At 48.1% G+C, this 14,533-nt stretch carries 19 protein-coding genes; 17 read left to right on the top strand and 2 right to left on the bottom strand.

The genetic code is table 11. The annotated features are described in order from the left end of the window. Positions 1-2: 2 nt before the first annotated feature. The 13 genes from ABUL11_RS05685 (at position 3) to queC (ending at position 9,535) form a co-directional block, all read left to right on the top strand. A complete protein-coding gene (locus ABUL11_RS05685) occupies positions 3-728 on the top strand; it encodes a YebC/PmpR family DNA-binding transcriptional regulator (protein ID WP_350282897.1) in 726 nt (241 codons plus the stop codon). Between the two features lie 2 nt (positions 729-730). Then, positions 731-1,270, top strand: a complete 540-nt coding sequence (gene ruvC, locus ABUL11_RS05680; RefSeq protein WP_396956599.1) for a crossover junction endodeoxyribonuclease RuvC — start codon at positions 731-733, stop codon at positions 1,268-1,270. Next, entirely contained in the window at positions 1,267-1,854 is a 588-nt protein-coding gene (gene ruvA / locus ABUL11_RS05675) for a Holliday junction branch migration protein RuvA (RefSeq protein WP_350282895.1), read from the top strand. Before ruvC ends, ruvA begins: the two co-directional genes overlap by 4 nt. Positions 1,855-1,872: 18 nt before the next feature. Continuing rightward, complete coding sequence (ruvB, locus tag ABUL11_RS05670; RefSeq protein ID WP_350282894.1) at positions 1,873-2,913, top strand: Holliday junction branch migration DNA helicase RuvB; 1,041 nt, start codon at positions 1,873-1,875, stop codon at positions 2,911-2,913. 54 nt (positions 2,914-2,967) lie between these two features. Further along, entirely contained in the window at positions 2,968-3,378 is a 411-nt protein-coding gene (gene ybgC / locus ABUL11_RS05665) for a tol-pal system-associated acyl-CoA thioesterase (RefSeq protein WP_350282893.1), read from the top strand. Next, on the top strand, positions 3,375-4,079 hold the full coding sequence (gene tolQ / locus ABUL11_RS05660; RefSeq protein WP_350282892.1) for a protein TolQ: 705 nt from the start codon (positions 3,375-3,377) through the stop codon (positions 4,077-4,079). Before ybgC ends, tolQ begins: the two co-directional genes overlap by 4 nt. After that, on the top strand, positions 4,076-4,492 hold the full coding sequence (gene tolR, locus ABUL11_RS05655; RefSeq protein ID WP_350282891.1) for a protein TolR: 417 nt from the start codon (positions 4,076-4,078) through the stop codon (positions 4,490-4,492). The genes tolQ and tolR overlap by 4 nt, the downstream gene beginning before the upstream one ends. A gap of 21 nt (positions 4,493-4,513) precedes the next feature. After that, entirely contained in the window at positions 4,514-5,374 is an 861-nt protein-coding gene (gene tolA, locus ABUL11_RS05650; protein ID WP_350282890.1) for a cell envelope integrity protein TolA, read from the top strand. 37 nt (positions 5,375-5,411) lie between these two features. After that, a complete protein-coding gene (tolB, locus tag ABUL11_RS05645; RefSeq protein ID WP_350282889.1) occupies positions 5,412-6,689 on the top strand; it encodes a Tol-Pal system beta propeller repeat protein TolB in 1,278 nt (425 codons plus the stop codon). Positions 6,690-6,742: 53 nt separating this feature from the next. Then, the gene (gene pal / locus ABUL11_RS05640; protein ID WP_350282888.1) at positions 6,743-7,261 is read left to right on the top strand and encodes a peptidoglycan-associated lipoprotein Pal; all 519 of its coding nucleotides are present in this window, start codon (positions 6,743-6,745) and stop codon (positions 7,259-7,261) included. Beyond that, positions 7,261-8,088, top strand: coding sequence for a tol-pal system protein YbgF (ybgF, locus tag ABUL11_RS05635; protein WP_350282887.1), 828 nt, complete (start codon positions 7,261-7,263; stop codon positions 8,086-8,088). Before pal ends, ybgF begins: the two co-directional genes overlap by 1 nt. 103 nt (positions 8,089-8,191) lie before the next feature. Further along, a complete protein-coding gene (queE, locus tag ABUL11_RS05630; protein WP_350282886.1) occupies positions 8,192-8,827 on the top strand; it encodes a 7-carboxy-7-deazaguanine synthase QueE in 636 nt (211 codons plus the stop codon). A gap of 21 nt (positions 8,828-8,848) precedes the next feature. After that, positions 8,849-9,535, top strand: coding sequence for a 7-cyano-7-deazaguanine synthase QueC (gene queC / locus ABUL11_RS05625; protein WP_350282885.1), 687 nt, complete (start codon positions 8,849-8,851; stop codon positions 9,533-9,535). 30 nt (positions 9,536-9,565) lie between these two features. Here queC and ABUL11_RS05620 read toward each other — a convergent pair whose 3' ends face one another. After that, positions 9,566-9,919 carry a dihydroneopterin aldolase gene (locus tag ABUL11_RS05620; protein ID WP_350282884.1) on the bottom strand — a complete coding sequence of 118 codons (354 nt, stop codon included), beginning with the start codon at positions 9,917-9,919 and terminating at the stop codon, positions 9,566-9,568. Positions 9,920-10,004: 85 nt separating this feature from the next. Here ABUL11_RS05620 and plsY point away from each other — a divergent pair, with 85 nt between their 5' ends. After that, positions 10,005-10,607: a glycerol-3-phosphate 1-O-acyltransferase PlsY gene (gene plsY, locus ABUL11_RS05615; RefSeq protein WP_350282915.1), complete on the top strand. Its 603-nt coding sequence runs from the start codon at positions 10,005-10,007 to the stop codon at positions 10,605-10,607. A gap of 16 nt (positions 10,608-10,623) precedes the next feature. On the opposite strand, the gene tsaD is transcribed toward plsY, so the two are convergent. Next, a complete protein-coding gene (gene tsaD, locus ABUL11_RS05610) occupies positions 10,624-11,634 on the bottom strand; it encodes a tRNA (adenosine(37)-N6)-threonylcarbamoyltransferase complex transferase subunit TsaD (RefSeq protein WP_350282883.1) in 1,011 nt (336 codons plus the stop codon). A gap of 270 nt (positions 11,635-11,904) precedes the next feature. Between tsaD and rpsU the strand changes: the two genes are divergently transcribed. From rpsU to dnaG, 3 genes are all read left to right on the top strand, one after another. Continuing rightward, positions 11,905-12,117 (top strand): 30S ribosomal protein S21, encoded by a 213-nt coding sequence (gene rpsU, locus ABUL11_RS05605; protein WP_011110871.1) that lies wholly within the window; start codon positions 11,905-11,907, stop codon positions 12,115-12,117. A 36-nt stretch (positions 12,118-12,153) separates the two neighbouring features. Beyond that, the gene (locus ABUL11_RS05600; RefSeq protein ID WP_350282882.1) at positions 12,154-12,600 is read left to right on the top strand and encodes a GatB/YqeY domain-containing protein; all 447 of its coding nucleotides are present in this window, start codon (positions 12,154-12,156) and stop codon (positions 12,598-12,600) included. Positions 12,601-12,680: 80 nt separating this feature from the next. Then, positions 12,681-14,483 carry a DNA primase gene (dnaG, locus tag ABUL11_RS05595; protein WP_350282881.1) on the top strand — a complete coding sequence of 601 codons (1,803 nt, stop codon included), beginning with the start codon at positions 12,681-12,683 and terminating at the stop codon, positions 14,481-14,483. Positions 14,484-14,533 lie beyond the last annotated feature (50 nt).

The raw sequence follows: 14,533 nt of genomic DNA, 5'->3' as shown, positions 1-14,533 counted from the left end.
CAATGGCTGGTCATAGTAAATGGGCTAACATCAAGCATAAAAAGGCCGCGCAGGATGCGAAACGCGGAAAGATTTTTACTCGTCTGATCAAGGAAATTACAGTAGCTGCCCGCTTGGGCGGTGGAGATCCCAACAGTAATCCCCGGTTAAGGCTGGCAATGGATAAGGCTTTCGGGCATAACATGCCGAAAGATAACGTTGAGCGTGCGATCAAGCGTGGTTGTGGCGAGCTTGAAGGGGTCAACTATGAAGAAATTCGTTACGAGGGGTACGGAATATCCGGGGCAGCGGTTATGGTCGATTGTATGACGGATAACCGTACGCGAACGGTTGCCGCAGTCCGTCATGCTTTTACCAAACATGGCGGTAACCTGGGAACTGATGGTTCGGTAGCGTATTTGTTCAAACATTGCGGCCAGTTGTTGTTCGCACCGGGAGTTAGTGAAGCACAGCTTCTGGAAATTGCGCTCGAAGCGGGTGCAGAAGATGTTATCAGTAATGATGATGGCAGTCTGGAGGTAATTACCGGTCCTGATACATTTGTATCAGTCAGAGATATGCTGGAAAAAGCTGGCTTTAAGGCTGAACTGGCAGAGGTAACCTGGAAACCTGAAAACGAAGTCTTGCTGCAGGGAGATGATGCAGTCAGAATGCAGAAATTGCTCGATGCCCTGGAAGATATCGATGATGTGCAGGATGTTTATACTTCGGTCATCCTGGATACTTGATCTTGTTATTACATACCGTTAAAGGTATTCGCATACTGGGAATCGATCCTGGTTTGCGTATAACAGGTTTTGGTATTGTTGAAAAAATTGGGGGGCAGCTGGTTTATATTGGCAGCGGCTGTGTAGTAACTGGAGAATCCAGTTTGCCAGACCGTTTGAAGACTATTCTTGATGGACTGAATGAAATTATTCTGCAGCATAAACCGGAGCAGGTTGCTGTAGAACAGGTTTTTGTCAACATCAACCCCAAATCAACACTGTTGCTCGGCCAGGCACGCGGTGCTGCGATCAGTGCAGCAGTTCTTCATGAGCTTTCCGTGTATGAATATACTGCCTTGCAAGTCAAGCAGGCAGTGGTAGGGAATGGTCACGCCCGTAAAGAACAGGTGCAGGAAATGGTGATGCGGTTGTTGGGGCTTGGAGAACGACCGCGACCGGATGCAGCCGATGCGCTGGCATGTGCCATTTGTCATGCCCACGCCGGAACTGGTCTGCTGGCCCTGAGTACCCGTAATCGCTCTAAACGGAGCAGACAGCTGTGATTGGGAGAATTACCGGGTTGTTGCTGGAGAAACATCCTCCGCTTGTACTGGTGGATGTAAATGGCATCGGTTATGAAATCGACGTGCCGATGAGCACCTTCTGCGGGTTGCCTGGTATTGGCGAACAGGTGACGCTCCATACCCATTTCTGGGTGCGCGAGGATGCGCATTTATTGTTTGGGTTTATGACAGAGGCGGAGCGGGTGCTGTTTCGCCAGCTTACAAAAATTTCCGGTATTGGTGCAAGAACAGGTTTGGCGATTTTGTCTGGTTTGAGTGTCAATGACTTACATCAGATCGTGGTGTCACAGGACAGTATTCGTCTGACCCGAATTCCGGGTATTGGAAAAAAAACTGCAGAGCGTTTGTTGCTCGAGTTGCGCGATAAAATCAGCCCCACGATAACTCTGCCTGAAACAGGAACAGCGATGGCCTCAAATACTCATAAAGACATTCTCAACGCGCTATCCGCACTGGGCTATAATGACCGCGAAGCTAGCTGGGCACTCGGGCAACTGTCCGAAGATATGACGGTATCTGACGGCATCATGCAGTCACTCAGGCTTTTATCGAAAGCAAAATAGTATCTTGGCTGGTTCTAAATGATTGAATCGGATCGAATCATTACTGCTTCCCCATTTTCTTCCCAGGAAGAAGTCATAGAACGTGCGCTTCGCCCTGTTCAACTGGATGACTACGTTGGTCAGGAGAAAATTCGCGAGCAGTTGAAAATTTTCATTGAAGCGGCCAGGTTAAGGCAGGAAGCACTGGATCACGTGCTGTTGTTTGGCCCGCCAGGGTTAGGCAAAACGACACTTGCCCATATTGTCGCTCGCGAAATGGGGGTGAACTTGCGCCAGACTTCCGGGCCGGTGCTGGAACGTGCAGGTGATCTGGCTGCTTTGCTGACTAATCTGGAAGCCAATGACGTATTGTTTATCGATGAGATTCACAGGCTTTCGCCTGTTGTCGAGGAAATTTTGTATCCGGCAATGGAGGATTATCAGCTCGATATCATGATTGGCGAAGGGGCGGCAGCAAGATCAGTCAAGATTGATCTGCCGAGTTTCACTCTGGTGGGGGCCACCACACGCGCAGGCATGTTGACCAATCCGCTGAGAGATCGCTTTGGAATCGTTTCCCGTCTGGAGTTTTATACTGCTGATGAGCTTGGCAAGATCGTTACCCGTTCTGCCGGGTTACTCAATGTCGAGGTGACCGCCGATGGCGCCAGAGAAATTGCATGCAGATCGCGGGGCACCCCGCGTATAGCCAATCGTTTGTTGCGCAGAGTACGTGATTTTGCTGAAGTCCGGGCAAACGGGTGTATCAATCGCCAGGTGGCCGATACTGCGTTGCAAATGCTGGACGTTGATGCCACAGGTCTGGATGTGCTGGACAGAAAGTTATTACTGGCAGTACTGGAAAAATTTGGTGGCGGGCCGGTGGGTGTGGATAATCTTGCTGCAGCCATCAATGAAGAGCGTGACACGATCGAGGAGGTGCTGGAACCATACCTCATTCAGCAGGGATTCCTGCAACGTACTCCTCGCGGTCGCATGGCAACGAGTATGACCTATCAGCATTTCGATATCATTCCTTCACATCAAACTATAGCGCCGAGTTTATTTGATTCGGATTAAAAGCCAGTAACATCCGTATACATTCAATTATTTCTGAAGAGTATTTTTATAGAAATGGAAGCCGTTTTTGTTCATCCCGTACGCATCTATTATCAGGATACTGATGCGGGGGGCGTCGTATATCACGCGTCCTACCTCAATTTCTTGGAGCGTGCCCGCTACGAGTGGTTGCGCGAACTGGGGTTCACGGTGGATACCATGATTCGGTCGCATAAAATGATTTTTTTGATTCGCTCGCTTAGTATCGAGTATTTCAAACCAGCCGTACTGGACAATTTGCTGGATATAACCGTGCAGGTGGTAGACATTGGCAGAAGCCGGATAACGTTGCAGCAGCAGATTTTGCGTGAACAGGGTACACTTGCCAGCGCGACCGTTCATGCAGTGTGTGTCGGAGCGGAAACGTTGAAACCAATCAGTATTCCGGCACCTCTTCGCCAAAAAATCGAGAAACAACCATTATGAGTAAAGTAATCACCCAAGATTTGTCATTTTTTCATCTTGTCAGCGGTGCGAGCCTCCCGGTTCAACTGGTTATGTTGCTGCTGCTGCTGGCCTCGTTTGTTTCCTGGTGGTTTATTTTCAGGAAGTTATTTACCCTTCGTCAGGAAATTAAACAGACTGATGAATTTGAGAACATTTTCTGGCGTGGCTCAGATTTGAATGCCCTTTATCAGCGAGCGGCTGGCGCACGCCATGCCTTGGGGAGTATGGAACGGATTTTTGAAGCTGGATTTCGTGAATTTACCAAATATCAGCCGGGTATCGATATTGGACCTATGATGGACAGTACGCGCGGCGCAATGAGGGCTGTTTATCAGCGGGAAATGGATAGACTTGAATCACATCTATCATTTTTGGCTACCGTGGGGTCGGTAAGCCCGTATGTAGGGTTGTTTGGAACAGTATGGGGCATCATGAATGCATTTCGTGAGTTATCCAATGTTGGCCAGGCTACCATTGCGCATGTTGCACCGGGTATTGCTGAAGCATTAATTGCGACGGCAATGGGGCTTTTTGCGGCAATTCCGGCCGTGATTGCTTATAACCGTTATGCCAGTGATACAGCCCAGCTGGCTACTCGCTACGAGAGCTTCATAGAGGAAGTATCCAACGTTCTGCAGCGTCGTGTGGCTAAACCTCGGGATATGGCAAATTTCTCATGATCCAGCGTCGCAGTAAACGTCGGTTGATGAATGAGATCAATGTCGTGCCGTATATTGATGTCATGCTGGTGCTGCTTATCATTTTTATGATTACGGCTCCACTCATCCAGCCCAGTCAGATTGAGTTGCCTGAAATCGGTAAATCCTCAGCACCCCCTGCGGAACCTTTGGAAGTTACGATTGCCGCAAACGGAAACCTCACGTTACGTGATCGTGCCAGTACGGGTGAGGAGCAGCAGGTCGATCGTAACCAGCTGGTTGAGCTGGTCAAGGGTAGACAGGCACAAAATATTGATCAGCCTGTTGTTATTGCAGCAGATAAAAATGTCCGTTATGAAGAGGTGATTCAGGTAATGGATCTGCTGCAACAGCAACAAATCCGGAAAATCGGGTTATTAACCAAATCAAAATAACTGTTAGGGTGTAATTACGCAATGGTCCGGTTGCCCGGAGATAATAGTGAACCGGGAAAGCTGCGTGCGGCATTGTTTGCTCTGCTAGTGCATGCAGCTTTCCTGATTTTGCTGGTATTTGGTCTGAACTGGAAGAATGAAGTATCTGAAACGATGTCCGTCGATCTTTGGGCCGAGCTGCCCCGACGCCCAGTCGAATCTGCACCCTCTGTTGCTAAGGCGATTCCCAAACCTGAACCAGTCAAAGTTAAACCGCAACCACAACAAAAAGCTCAGCCTCAGCCGGTGATCAAGGCTGCGCCTCCCCCTGTGCGTAAACCTGATATTGCGCTCAAGGACAAAACGGAAAAACTACAGCCTAAAGAAGAAGCAAAAAAGCCGGAACCGGTGAAAAAAGAAATACCGAAAAAGGAGCTCCCCCAAAAGCCAGTGGAAAAGCCCGTACCCAAGGAAGAGGTAAAGAAATCTGAGCCGGTCAAAAAGGTCGAACAGAAAACCGAGAAAAAGGAGGATGTTCGACAGCAGATTGAAGCACAAAAACAGGCACAGCAGCGTGAGCACGAAGTCGCGGCAGCAAAAGCAGAGCGAGCCAGGGCGGAGGGTGAAATCGAAAAATATAGAGAAATGATCAAGGCAAAGATTCGCAGCCGTATCATCATGCCACCTGATCTCCCGGGGAATCCTGCTGTTGAGTTTACGGTGACCCTTTTGCCGGGAGGTGATGTCCTGACAGTGATTTTGCGCAAATCGAGTGGCTATACTGCGTTTGATGAGGCGGTGGAAAGAGCGATCTATCTGGCCAAGCCATTGCCATTACCTCCAGATCCGGGATTATTCAATGCATTCCGTAATTTAGATCTCAAGGTTTATTATCGTGAGTAGTTTCTGGCTTGCTTTACAACATGTTATGGTGATTCGTATGCGTAATTTCTTATGTTGCATTGGTGTATTTCTGTTGTTATGGATGAATACATCTTTACAAGCTGCACTCGATATCGAAATTTTTGGTGGCGGAACTAACAAAATTCCGATTGCCATCGCTCCGTTTAACGGAGAAAGGGGACTTCCCCAGAATATTTCGTCGATTGTATCGGATGATCTGAAGCGTACCGGGCTGTTTAAACTGGTCGATACCTTGGGATTGACCTCGGAAGAACCTGAGCAGATCAGGTATATCGATTGGCAGGGCCGCGGTGCAAGTGTACTGGTCGTTGGCAGTACTTTGCTGCTGTCGGATGGCCGGATAGATATTCGCTTCCGTTTGATGGATGTCGTCAAACAGACTCAACTGGCCGGTTTTAGTAGTACTGTCACAACCGAACAATTACGGACTTTTGCACATCGGATTGCAGATATTGTGTATGAGACGTTGACAGGTGAGCTGGGTGCCTTTAGTACCCGAATCGCTTTTGTCAGAAAACAGGGGAGTCGGTATGCATTGCAGGTGTCGGATTATGATGGATTCAACGCCCGCCCGCTGATCGAATATACCGAGCCAATCATCTCTCCGGCCTGGTCGCCTGATGGTGGCAGAATTGCTTATACCTCTTTTGAGAAGAAAAAACCGGTGGTCTATGTGCAGACGCTGGCAACCCGTGAACGTAAAGCAGTGGCGAATTTCAAGGGAAGTAACAGTGCTCCGGCCTGGTCGCCTGATGGCAGCAAACTGGCTGTGGTTCTAACATTGCATGGTGGATCGCAGATTTATCTGGTCAATACGGATGGCAGCGGGTTGCAGCGAGTTTCACAAAGCCCGGGTATCGATACGGAACCCAGTTTCTCACCAGATGGTAAGTGGCTGATGTTTACCTCCGACAGAGGAGGAAGCCCGCAAATATATCGTATGCCGGTATCTGGAGGTGCTGCCGAGAGGATGACCTTTGAAGGAGATTACAACGTTAGTCCGCATTACAGCCCGGACGGAAAACGGTTTGTTTATATTCACAGGAATGCTGGCCGGTTCAGTGTTGCAGTTCAGGATTTGTCGACGCGTCAGATGCAGTTGCTGACGGATTCCAATTTTGATGAATCTCCCAGTTTTTCCCCCAATAACCGTATGATTCTGTACACAACTGAAATAAGTGGACGTGGTATATTATCCATCGTTTCAAGCGATGGTCAGGCGCGAAGCCGGCTTTCTCAAGAAGCAGGTGATATTCGGGAAGCAGCTTGGGGACCCTTGCTGAAACAGCGGTGATGTGAGGAACAACCCTCACAAGGCGTGGTTCAATTATTAATTTATGGTGAGAAATGAGAAAAATCTTTGCGGTACTGGTGATTTGCCTGTTGTCAGCTTGCGCTAGCGATAATGCCCAACAAACTTCTGATGTCGAGGATCATTCTTATAGCAGCAGGGAAGGCGAAGGCACGCGTGGTGGTACAGGATCGGACGGCTTTGGGATGAATCCTCTGCAGGATCCCGGCAATATACTGTCCCGTCGCAGTGTTTACTTTGATTTTGACAGCTACACGGTAAAGAGTGAGTACCGCGATCTGGTTCTTGCACACGCGGCTTATTTACGTGATAACACTAATGCACAGGTATTGCTGCAAGGTAATACCGATGAACGCGGGAGCCGGGAGTATAACCTTGCACTTGGACAACGTCGTGCAAACAGCGTGAGGGATATCCTGTTATTGTCCGGTGCTCGGGATCAGCAGGTTGAAGCTGTCAGTTTGGGTGAAGAAAAACCGCGTACATTGGGAGATGACGAATCTTCCTGGGCTGAGAACCGGCGTACGGATATTCTCTATCAGGGAGAGTATTGATGTTTTTGCGCGCTTTCCTGCTATTATTTTTGTTGAGTTGTAATGTCGCGCAGGCTGCACTGTTCGGTGATTCTGAAACACGCGAACAGTTAGAGGTATTACGTACAAAAGTACTGGAAATGGAAGCGCGCATGCAACGCACCGAGGAGGTTCTCATGGGGCAGGCTTTGATTGAGCTGCATACTCAGGCAGAGAACCTCAAGGAAGAAATGGGAAAGCTGAGAGGACAGATAGAGGTGCTGGAAGATGAAAACCGGTCGTTGCGCAAACAGCAAAAGGATTTCTACCTGGATCTCGATAACCGTCTGCGTCAGATTGAGCCTGATACAGCCGGGACTGCTGCACCGGATTCCAGAATATCTTCCTTGTCATCGGAACAACTCGCTGCTGATCCGAAGGATATAAAAATTCCAGCTTCCGGGAAAACTGTTGCTGTTCTCCAATTGCCGGATACAGCACAGCGCAATCGTTATGATGCGGCTTATGCATTGATCAAGAACGGTGATTATTCAGGGGCTGTAACCGGTTTTGAGAGTTTTCTTGCACAATATCCGCAATCTGCTCTTGCTCCTTCTGCTGCGTATTGGGTTGGTAATGCGTACTATGCACTCCGGGATTTTGACAAAGCGGTTAATGCTCAGCAACGGTTGATCGAAACTTACCCTGATAGCTCCAAAGTAGCGGATGGGCTTCTCAATATGGCAAGCAGTCAGGCTGAAATGGGCCAGAAGGCAGCTGCCAGAAAAACACTGGAAAAACTCATCGCCAGTTATCCTGGTACTGAGGCAGCAACAAAAGCCAAGCAACGCTTGGGAACTCTGAAATAAATTTTGGTCGAGTAGTATTGCCAGAATATACCCGATTTACTCCACTTCTTTAAATTTTCCTCTGCAACAATAGAGGAAGGTTTCTGTTCCGTCAGGGTCACGGATGCTACGAATTACGGAAATTTTCTACTCGCTTCAGGGGGAAACCAGCCGGATGGGGCTGCCTACGGTATTTGTGCGCCTGACCGGTTGTCCATTACGTTGCGGGTACTGCGATACCGGTTATGCATTTTCTGGTGGAAAAAGTATGAGTATCAGCGAAATCATGGGCGAAATAGCTTCATTCTCTCCGCGCTATGTCACTGTTACGGGAGGAGAACCGCTAGCACAGGCTGACAGCCTGGTGTTACTTGCAGCATTATGTGATCAAGGGTATTCCGTATCTCTCGAAACCAGTGGGGCATTGGATATTGCACAGGTTGATGCGCGTGTATCGAGAATTGTGGATATCAAAACACCAGGCTCCGGGGAAGTGGAGAAAAATCACTGGAATAATCTCGCTTATCTGACTTCTCACGATGAGATCAAGTTTGTGTTGTGTGATCGGGCGGATTACGACTGGGCCAGGCAGAAACTCTTGGAATTGAAGCTGGATGCAATTTGTCCGGTTTTATTTTCTCCAGCTTATGATCAGCTTGTTCCGACAGATCTTGCTACCTGGATTCTACAGGATCAGTTACCAGTTCGCTTACAGTTGCAGTTACATAAGTTGCTCTGGGGGGAATGTGTCGGAAGGTGAAATGGCAGGACGGTCAGATTCATGAAAAAAGCAGTTGTACTCTTGTCTGGTGGGATGGATTCCGCCACAGCGCTTGCTATTGCCCGGCAGAGTGGGTTTGCCTGCTATGCACTCAGTATCGATTATGGCCAGCGCCATGTTGCCGAACTGGCTGCAGCAGCTCGAATCGGTCAATCCCTGCAGGTCAGTGATCATCAGTTTCTCAAACTGGATCTGGCTGTTCTGGCCAGTTCTGCGTTAACCGATCTTTCCGCTACTGTACCACTGCATGGTACCAGTACTGGCATACCGGTGACGTATGTTCCGGCTCGTAACACCATTATGTTGTCACTGGCTCTGGCTTGGGCAGAAGTGCTGGGCAGCCACGATATTTTTATTGGTGTAACGGCTGTCGATTACTCGGGATACCCTGATTGCCGGCGGGACTATATCGATGCTTTTGAAGAAATGGCCAATCTGGCCACAAAGGCAGGAAGAGAAGGGATGACACTGACAGTGCATGCTCCTTTGATTGATTTGCCCAAGCGTGAAATCATCCAATGTGGTATGGAACTCGGGATAGACTACGGCCTGACAGTTTCCTGTTATCAGGCGGGTGAAGCCGGGTATGCTTGCGGTCAGTGTGATGCATGCCATATTCGACGGGCTGGTTTTAAGGCGGCGAATATTCCGGATCCTACGCGTTACCGTAATAAGCAGATATCGTGAGGCAGAAAAATAATCCAGGAAGGGAGATCATTACGGCCGGCTGCGTTCGATGCAGACACCCAGCTGTTTCACTCCCGGAATGACATCCAGTTTTGCCGCACTGATTTTTACCCGGGGGGAACCAAATTCGATTAGGATCATTTGCGCAATGTTTTCTGTCAGTACTTCAAGCAGGGAAAAATGTTGCTGATCGAGAATAGCGCTGATTCTGTGAACGACTCGAGAGTAATCCAGTGCATCTTCGATGCGATCACTCTTGCCAGCTTGGCGGGAAGGCAGAGCAATCTCGATATTTAATTCAATGGTTTGCGGAACTTTCCTTTCCCACGGATAAATACCGATCAAAGTTTTGATTCTGAATTCTTTGAGAAAAATGATATCCATGGAGCGGTTCCGGGTTAGCGTGGGATTATGAAGTGATGCACGGGCTGCGCAATTTTAATTTATTTATCGGGATATCAAAATTTTGATGATTACAGTAGTGCTGATTTTTTCTGCTTACTTGCTGGGCTCGATTTCTTTTGCCGTGGTTGCAAGCTGGCTGTTCAAGCTCCCGGATCCGCGCAGCTACGGTTCCCGCAATCCTGGAGCAACCAATGTATTGCGGACTGGCAAAAAAGCCGCGGCTGCTGTGACTTTGCTGGGAGATGCAGGTAAGGGCTGGGTGGCGGTCGCAGCAGCAAAATATGTTGGTGAAGTTGGGGAGTTGGGTGATGAAGTGATTGCGGGTGCTGCTCTTGCTGTCTTCCTGGGACATTTATTTCCGATCTTTCTTGCATTTAAGGGAGGTAAAGGTGTTGCCACATCGGCAGGCATACTGTTGGGATTAAACCCTTGGCTGGGTGTTCTTACTATTTCGACTTGGATGGTCGTCGCGCTGGTTTCACGTATTTCTTCATTGTCAGCTTTGCTGTCGGCTTTGCTTGCACCATTATATGCATACTTCCTGCTGGAGAAAGGAATTCTGATAATGACTGTGTCAATCATATCCGTTCTTCTGATATTGAAGCACCGGCTGAATATTGCTAATCTAATTGCCGGTAAGGAGGCGAGGATAGGTAAGAGCAGTTAGTGGCTGGTCATTATCTTTATAAATCTTCCAGATTCCAGCGAGCTTTGATGGTAAAGCTGCCCGATCCAAGGCACCTATCGAACTGCTGTAAACGTAATGCACCGGCCAGTGCGATCATTGCGCCGTTATCGGTACAAAATTCCAGCGCTGGAAAGAAAACGGTGATGCCAGCCCCGGACAGGTGGTGCAATAGCTTCTGACGTAATCGGCTGTTTGCGCCTACACCGCCTGCTACGACTAGTTGTTTCAATCCGGTGATATTCAGAGCGGTTATCGATTTTTTTACCAGTACATCGGTAATTGCGTCTTCAAAGGCAAATGCGATATCGGCGCGTGTCTGACTGTTCATCTCATGCTTGCCGATCAGCAGAGCCGCAGCTGTTTTCAATCCGCTGAAACTGAAATTTAGATCATTGCTGTTCAGCATGGGACGCGGGAGTTTGAATCGTCCTGCCCGGCCTTGTGTGGCCAGTTCCGCAAGCAGTTTTCCGCCGGGGTAGTCGAGGTCAAGTAATTTTGCGGTTTTGTCAAACGCTTCTCCAGCCGCATCATCCACGGTTTCTCCCAATAACCGGTACTGCCCGATTCCATCTACCAGCATCAGTTGTGTGTGCCCTCCGGATACCAGTAGTGCCACGAACGGAAAATCAGGTGTCGGATCGGATAAGAGCGGGGAGAGCAGATGTCCTTCAAGATGGTGGATGTTCAAGATGGGTATATTGCGTGCAAAAGCCAGAGCACTGCTGAAACTTGCTCCGGTCAGCAGTGCTCCTGCAAGCCCCGGACCCTGGGTACAGGCGATAGCATCAACAGATTCCAGCGAAGTATCCAATTGTCCGAATAATTGTCTGATAAGGGGCAAGATGCGGCGGATATGGTCGCGTGAAGCGAGCTCCGGCACGACACCACCATATTCGCGATGCATATCAACCTGGGAATAGAGGGTATGGCCGAGTAACCCTTGGCAGGTATCATAAAGCGCTACACCTGTCTCATCACATGAAGTTTCAATACCTAATACGCGCATTCTGTAATTTTCTTCCAAGGAAGATTTATTCGTGGTGGTCAAACTTTCTTTTGAAAAAAAATGATTGATGCTAAACTAGCGGGATTTTTCGAGACCGAATATAAGGGGCTGGTCCCGGGAAAAATTGGCCAGTTATTAGCTATAGCATTTCCGCAACAGGCCATTGGCAGGCTTAGTTTATAACTTAGTTTCGACTGCAGAGCAATTTGATAAAGAATTGCTTTGTAATATATAAAGCAATCAAAGGAGACCGAAAGGAATTATTACTTTATGACTACTGTTAAAGTCAAGGAAAACGAACCATTTGAAATCGCGATGCGGCGCTTTAAGCGTTCTATTGAGAAAACCGGTTTACTAACTGAATTACGCGCCCGGGAATTTTATGAAAAGCCCACGGCTGTGCGTAAGCGCAAGCATGCCGCCGCAGTGAAACGTACCTACAAACGACTGCGTAGTCAGATGTTACCCCCCAAGCTGTATTAATTCCTCCTGTTTTTCGGGTATCTACCTCGTTATTTCATGAATTTAAGGCAAAAAATAACCGAAGATATGAAATCGGCCATGCGTGCAGGGGATGTAAAGCGTCGTGACGCATTACGTTTGCTGCAAGCTGCTTTAAAGCAGAAGGAAGTTGACGAGCGGATTGATTTGGATGATGCTGCCGTGGTTGCCGTGATCGAAAAAATGCTCAAACAGCGTCGCGACTCCATCACGCAATATGAGGCAGCACAGCGCCAGGATTTGGCAGATATCGAAAGGTTTGAAGCAGGAGTTCTGCAAGTTTATATGCCTGCGGCGCTGAGTGATCCTGAGCTGGATGCCATAATCAGCGAGGTAATTGCATCTATTGGGGAAAACAGGTCTCCTAAAATTGGAGAAGTCATGGCACTGCTTAAACCGAAACTTGCAGGTCGGGCAGATATGGCGAAGGTATCTTTACTGGTTAAAGCAAAAATCACAGGCTAGTTTGTACTGTCTGATTTTCTGGCAGACACTGTGAGAAATAATTTCAGATAGTCTTTTATCGGGGCAATTTTTGCTGGTAAATGATTGCACAATCGTTTATTCAGGAATTACTGGATCGTATCGACATTGTCGATGTGGTTGCACGCCATCTTCAACTTAAGAAAGCGGGCGCAAATTTCACAGCGTGCTGCCCCTTTCATAACGAAAAAACCCCTTCTTTTACAGTAAATTCATCTAAACAGTTTTACCATTGCTTTGGTTGCGGCAGACACGGGAATGCCATCAACTTTTTGATGGAACATAGCGGAATCAGCTTTGTCGAAGCAATCGAGAGTCTTGCGACACACGCAGGTATGCAAATTCCAGACCAGGTAGATATTTATCCAAAATTGCCTAATTCAGGCAGAGCTTTACCGGATAAGGTAAAAATCGGTAAAGAAGTTGAAGCTACTCCGCCTTTGGCAGATTTATACGAACGAATGGAGCGAGCAGCAAAGTTTTATCGGGGGCAGCTCAAACAATCCGAGCAGGCAATTGCTTATTTGAAAGAGCGAGGAATATCAGGGCGAACCGCGCTAAATTTTGGAATAGGATATGCGCCTCCCGGTTGGCAGAATCTTGCCGGAATTTTTGCGGATTATCCTGCTGATGATTCCAGTCATTCACTGGTACAAGCAGGTTTAGTTGTTACACATGATGGCAAGAAAAACTATGATCGCTTTCGACATCGGATCATGTTTCCTATTCTTGATCGTAAAAAAAAGATAGTAGGGTTCGGGGGACGAGCATTAGGCGGGGGTGAGCCAAAATATCTGAATTCACCAGAAACCTCTTTGTTTGTCAAAGGGCGTGAGCTTTATAACCTGGCATCCGCTAGCCCGGCAATTCGGAAATCTGCGCGGGCAATCGTGGTCGAAGGTTATATGGACGTCGTGATGCTGGTACAAAATGGTATTGAAAATGTGGTGGCTACTTTGGGTACTGCAACGACGGCTGTGCATGTTCAGAACCTTTTACGCCATACGGATGAGGTGGTTTTTTGTTTTGATGGTGATGAAGCAGGGACCAAGGCTGCATGGCGTGCGCTGGAAACCAGCCTGTCACAACTCAAGGATGGAAAAGACATCAAGTTTTTGTTTCTACCGGATAAGGAAGATCCGGACAGTTATATTCGCAGATACGGACGGGTTGCATTTGAAGGATTATTGGAGAAGGCTCAACCCCTGTCGGTATTCTTTTGTAATGAATTATCCGGTCGTGTGAATCTTAGTACAAGTGAAGGTCGTGCTCGATTGGTTCAACAGGCAGGGCCGTTATTGGCGCAGATCAATGCTCCTGTATTTGGATTCATGCTGATGAAGCGTATATCCGAGCTAACCGGGGTGGGTCAGAACCAGTTGGTTACGTTTCTGAAAACTGGAAAGAAAAATCGATTTTCTACACCTCACCCTGAAGTTTCCAGACCGTTATCCGTAACGCCATACCGCAGACTGATCCAGATTTTGCTGCATGCTCCGGATTATGCGAATAAATTAGATACGGATCTTCTTGCGGCAAATGATGAGCAGAGTGAGGAAAAAGTATTGCTGGTTGCATTGGTGGATTTCCTGAAGGCCGCTGTTCGTTCTTTGGAGGGAGAGTTGGATCCAGTGGCGATTCTGTTACATTTCGATCAGACCCCTTATCGTATTTTACTGGAAAAGATCGCCCGGGATGTGCATGTAAAAGATGAAAACTGGAATATTGATGCTGAATTTACTGGGGGAATGGAGCGTTTGCGAGAGATGCGCCGAAGATCGAGAATGGTGGAATTGCATAGCAGGCCGCTTGTATCACTTACTCCGGAAGAGAAAAATGAGTTACGACAGCTGATGCTTTCATAACTCATAGAGGTAAGCCCCCGGCTTTGCCGGGGGACTCACCGAGGTTTGAC

The organism is Nitrosomonas sp. (genome assembly GCF_040256045.1).
Lineage (GTDB): Bacteria > Pseudomonadota > Gammaproteobacteria > Burkholderiales > Nitrosomonadaceae > Nitrosomonas.
The sequence above is the reverse complement of the archived record's forward strand: the minus strand, read 5'-3'. Positions and strand labels throughout refer to the sequence as shown.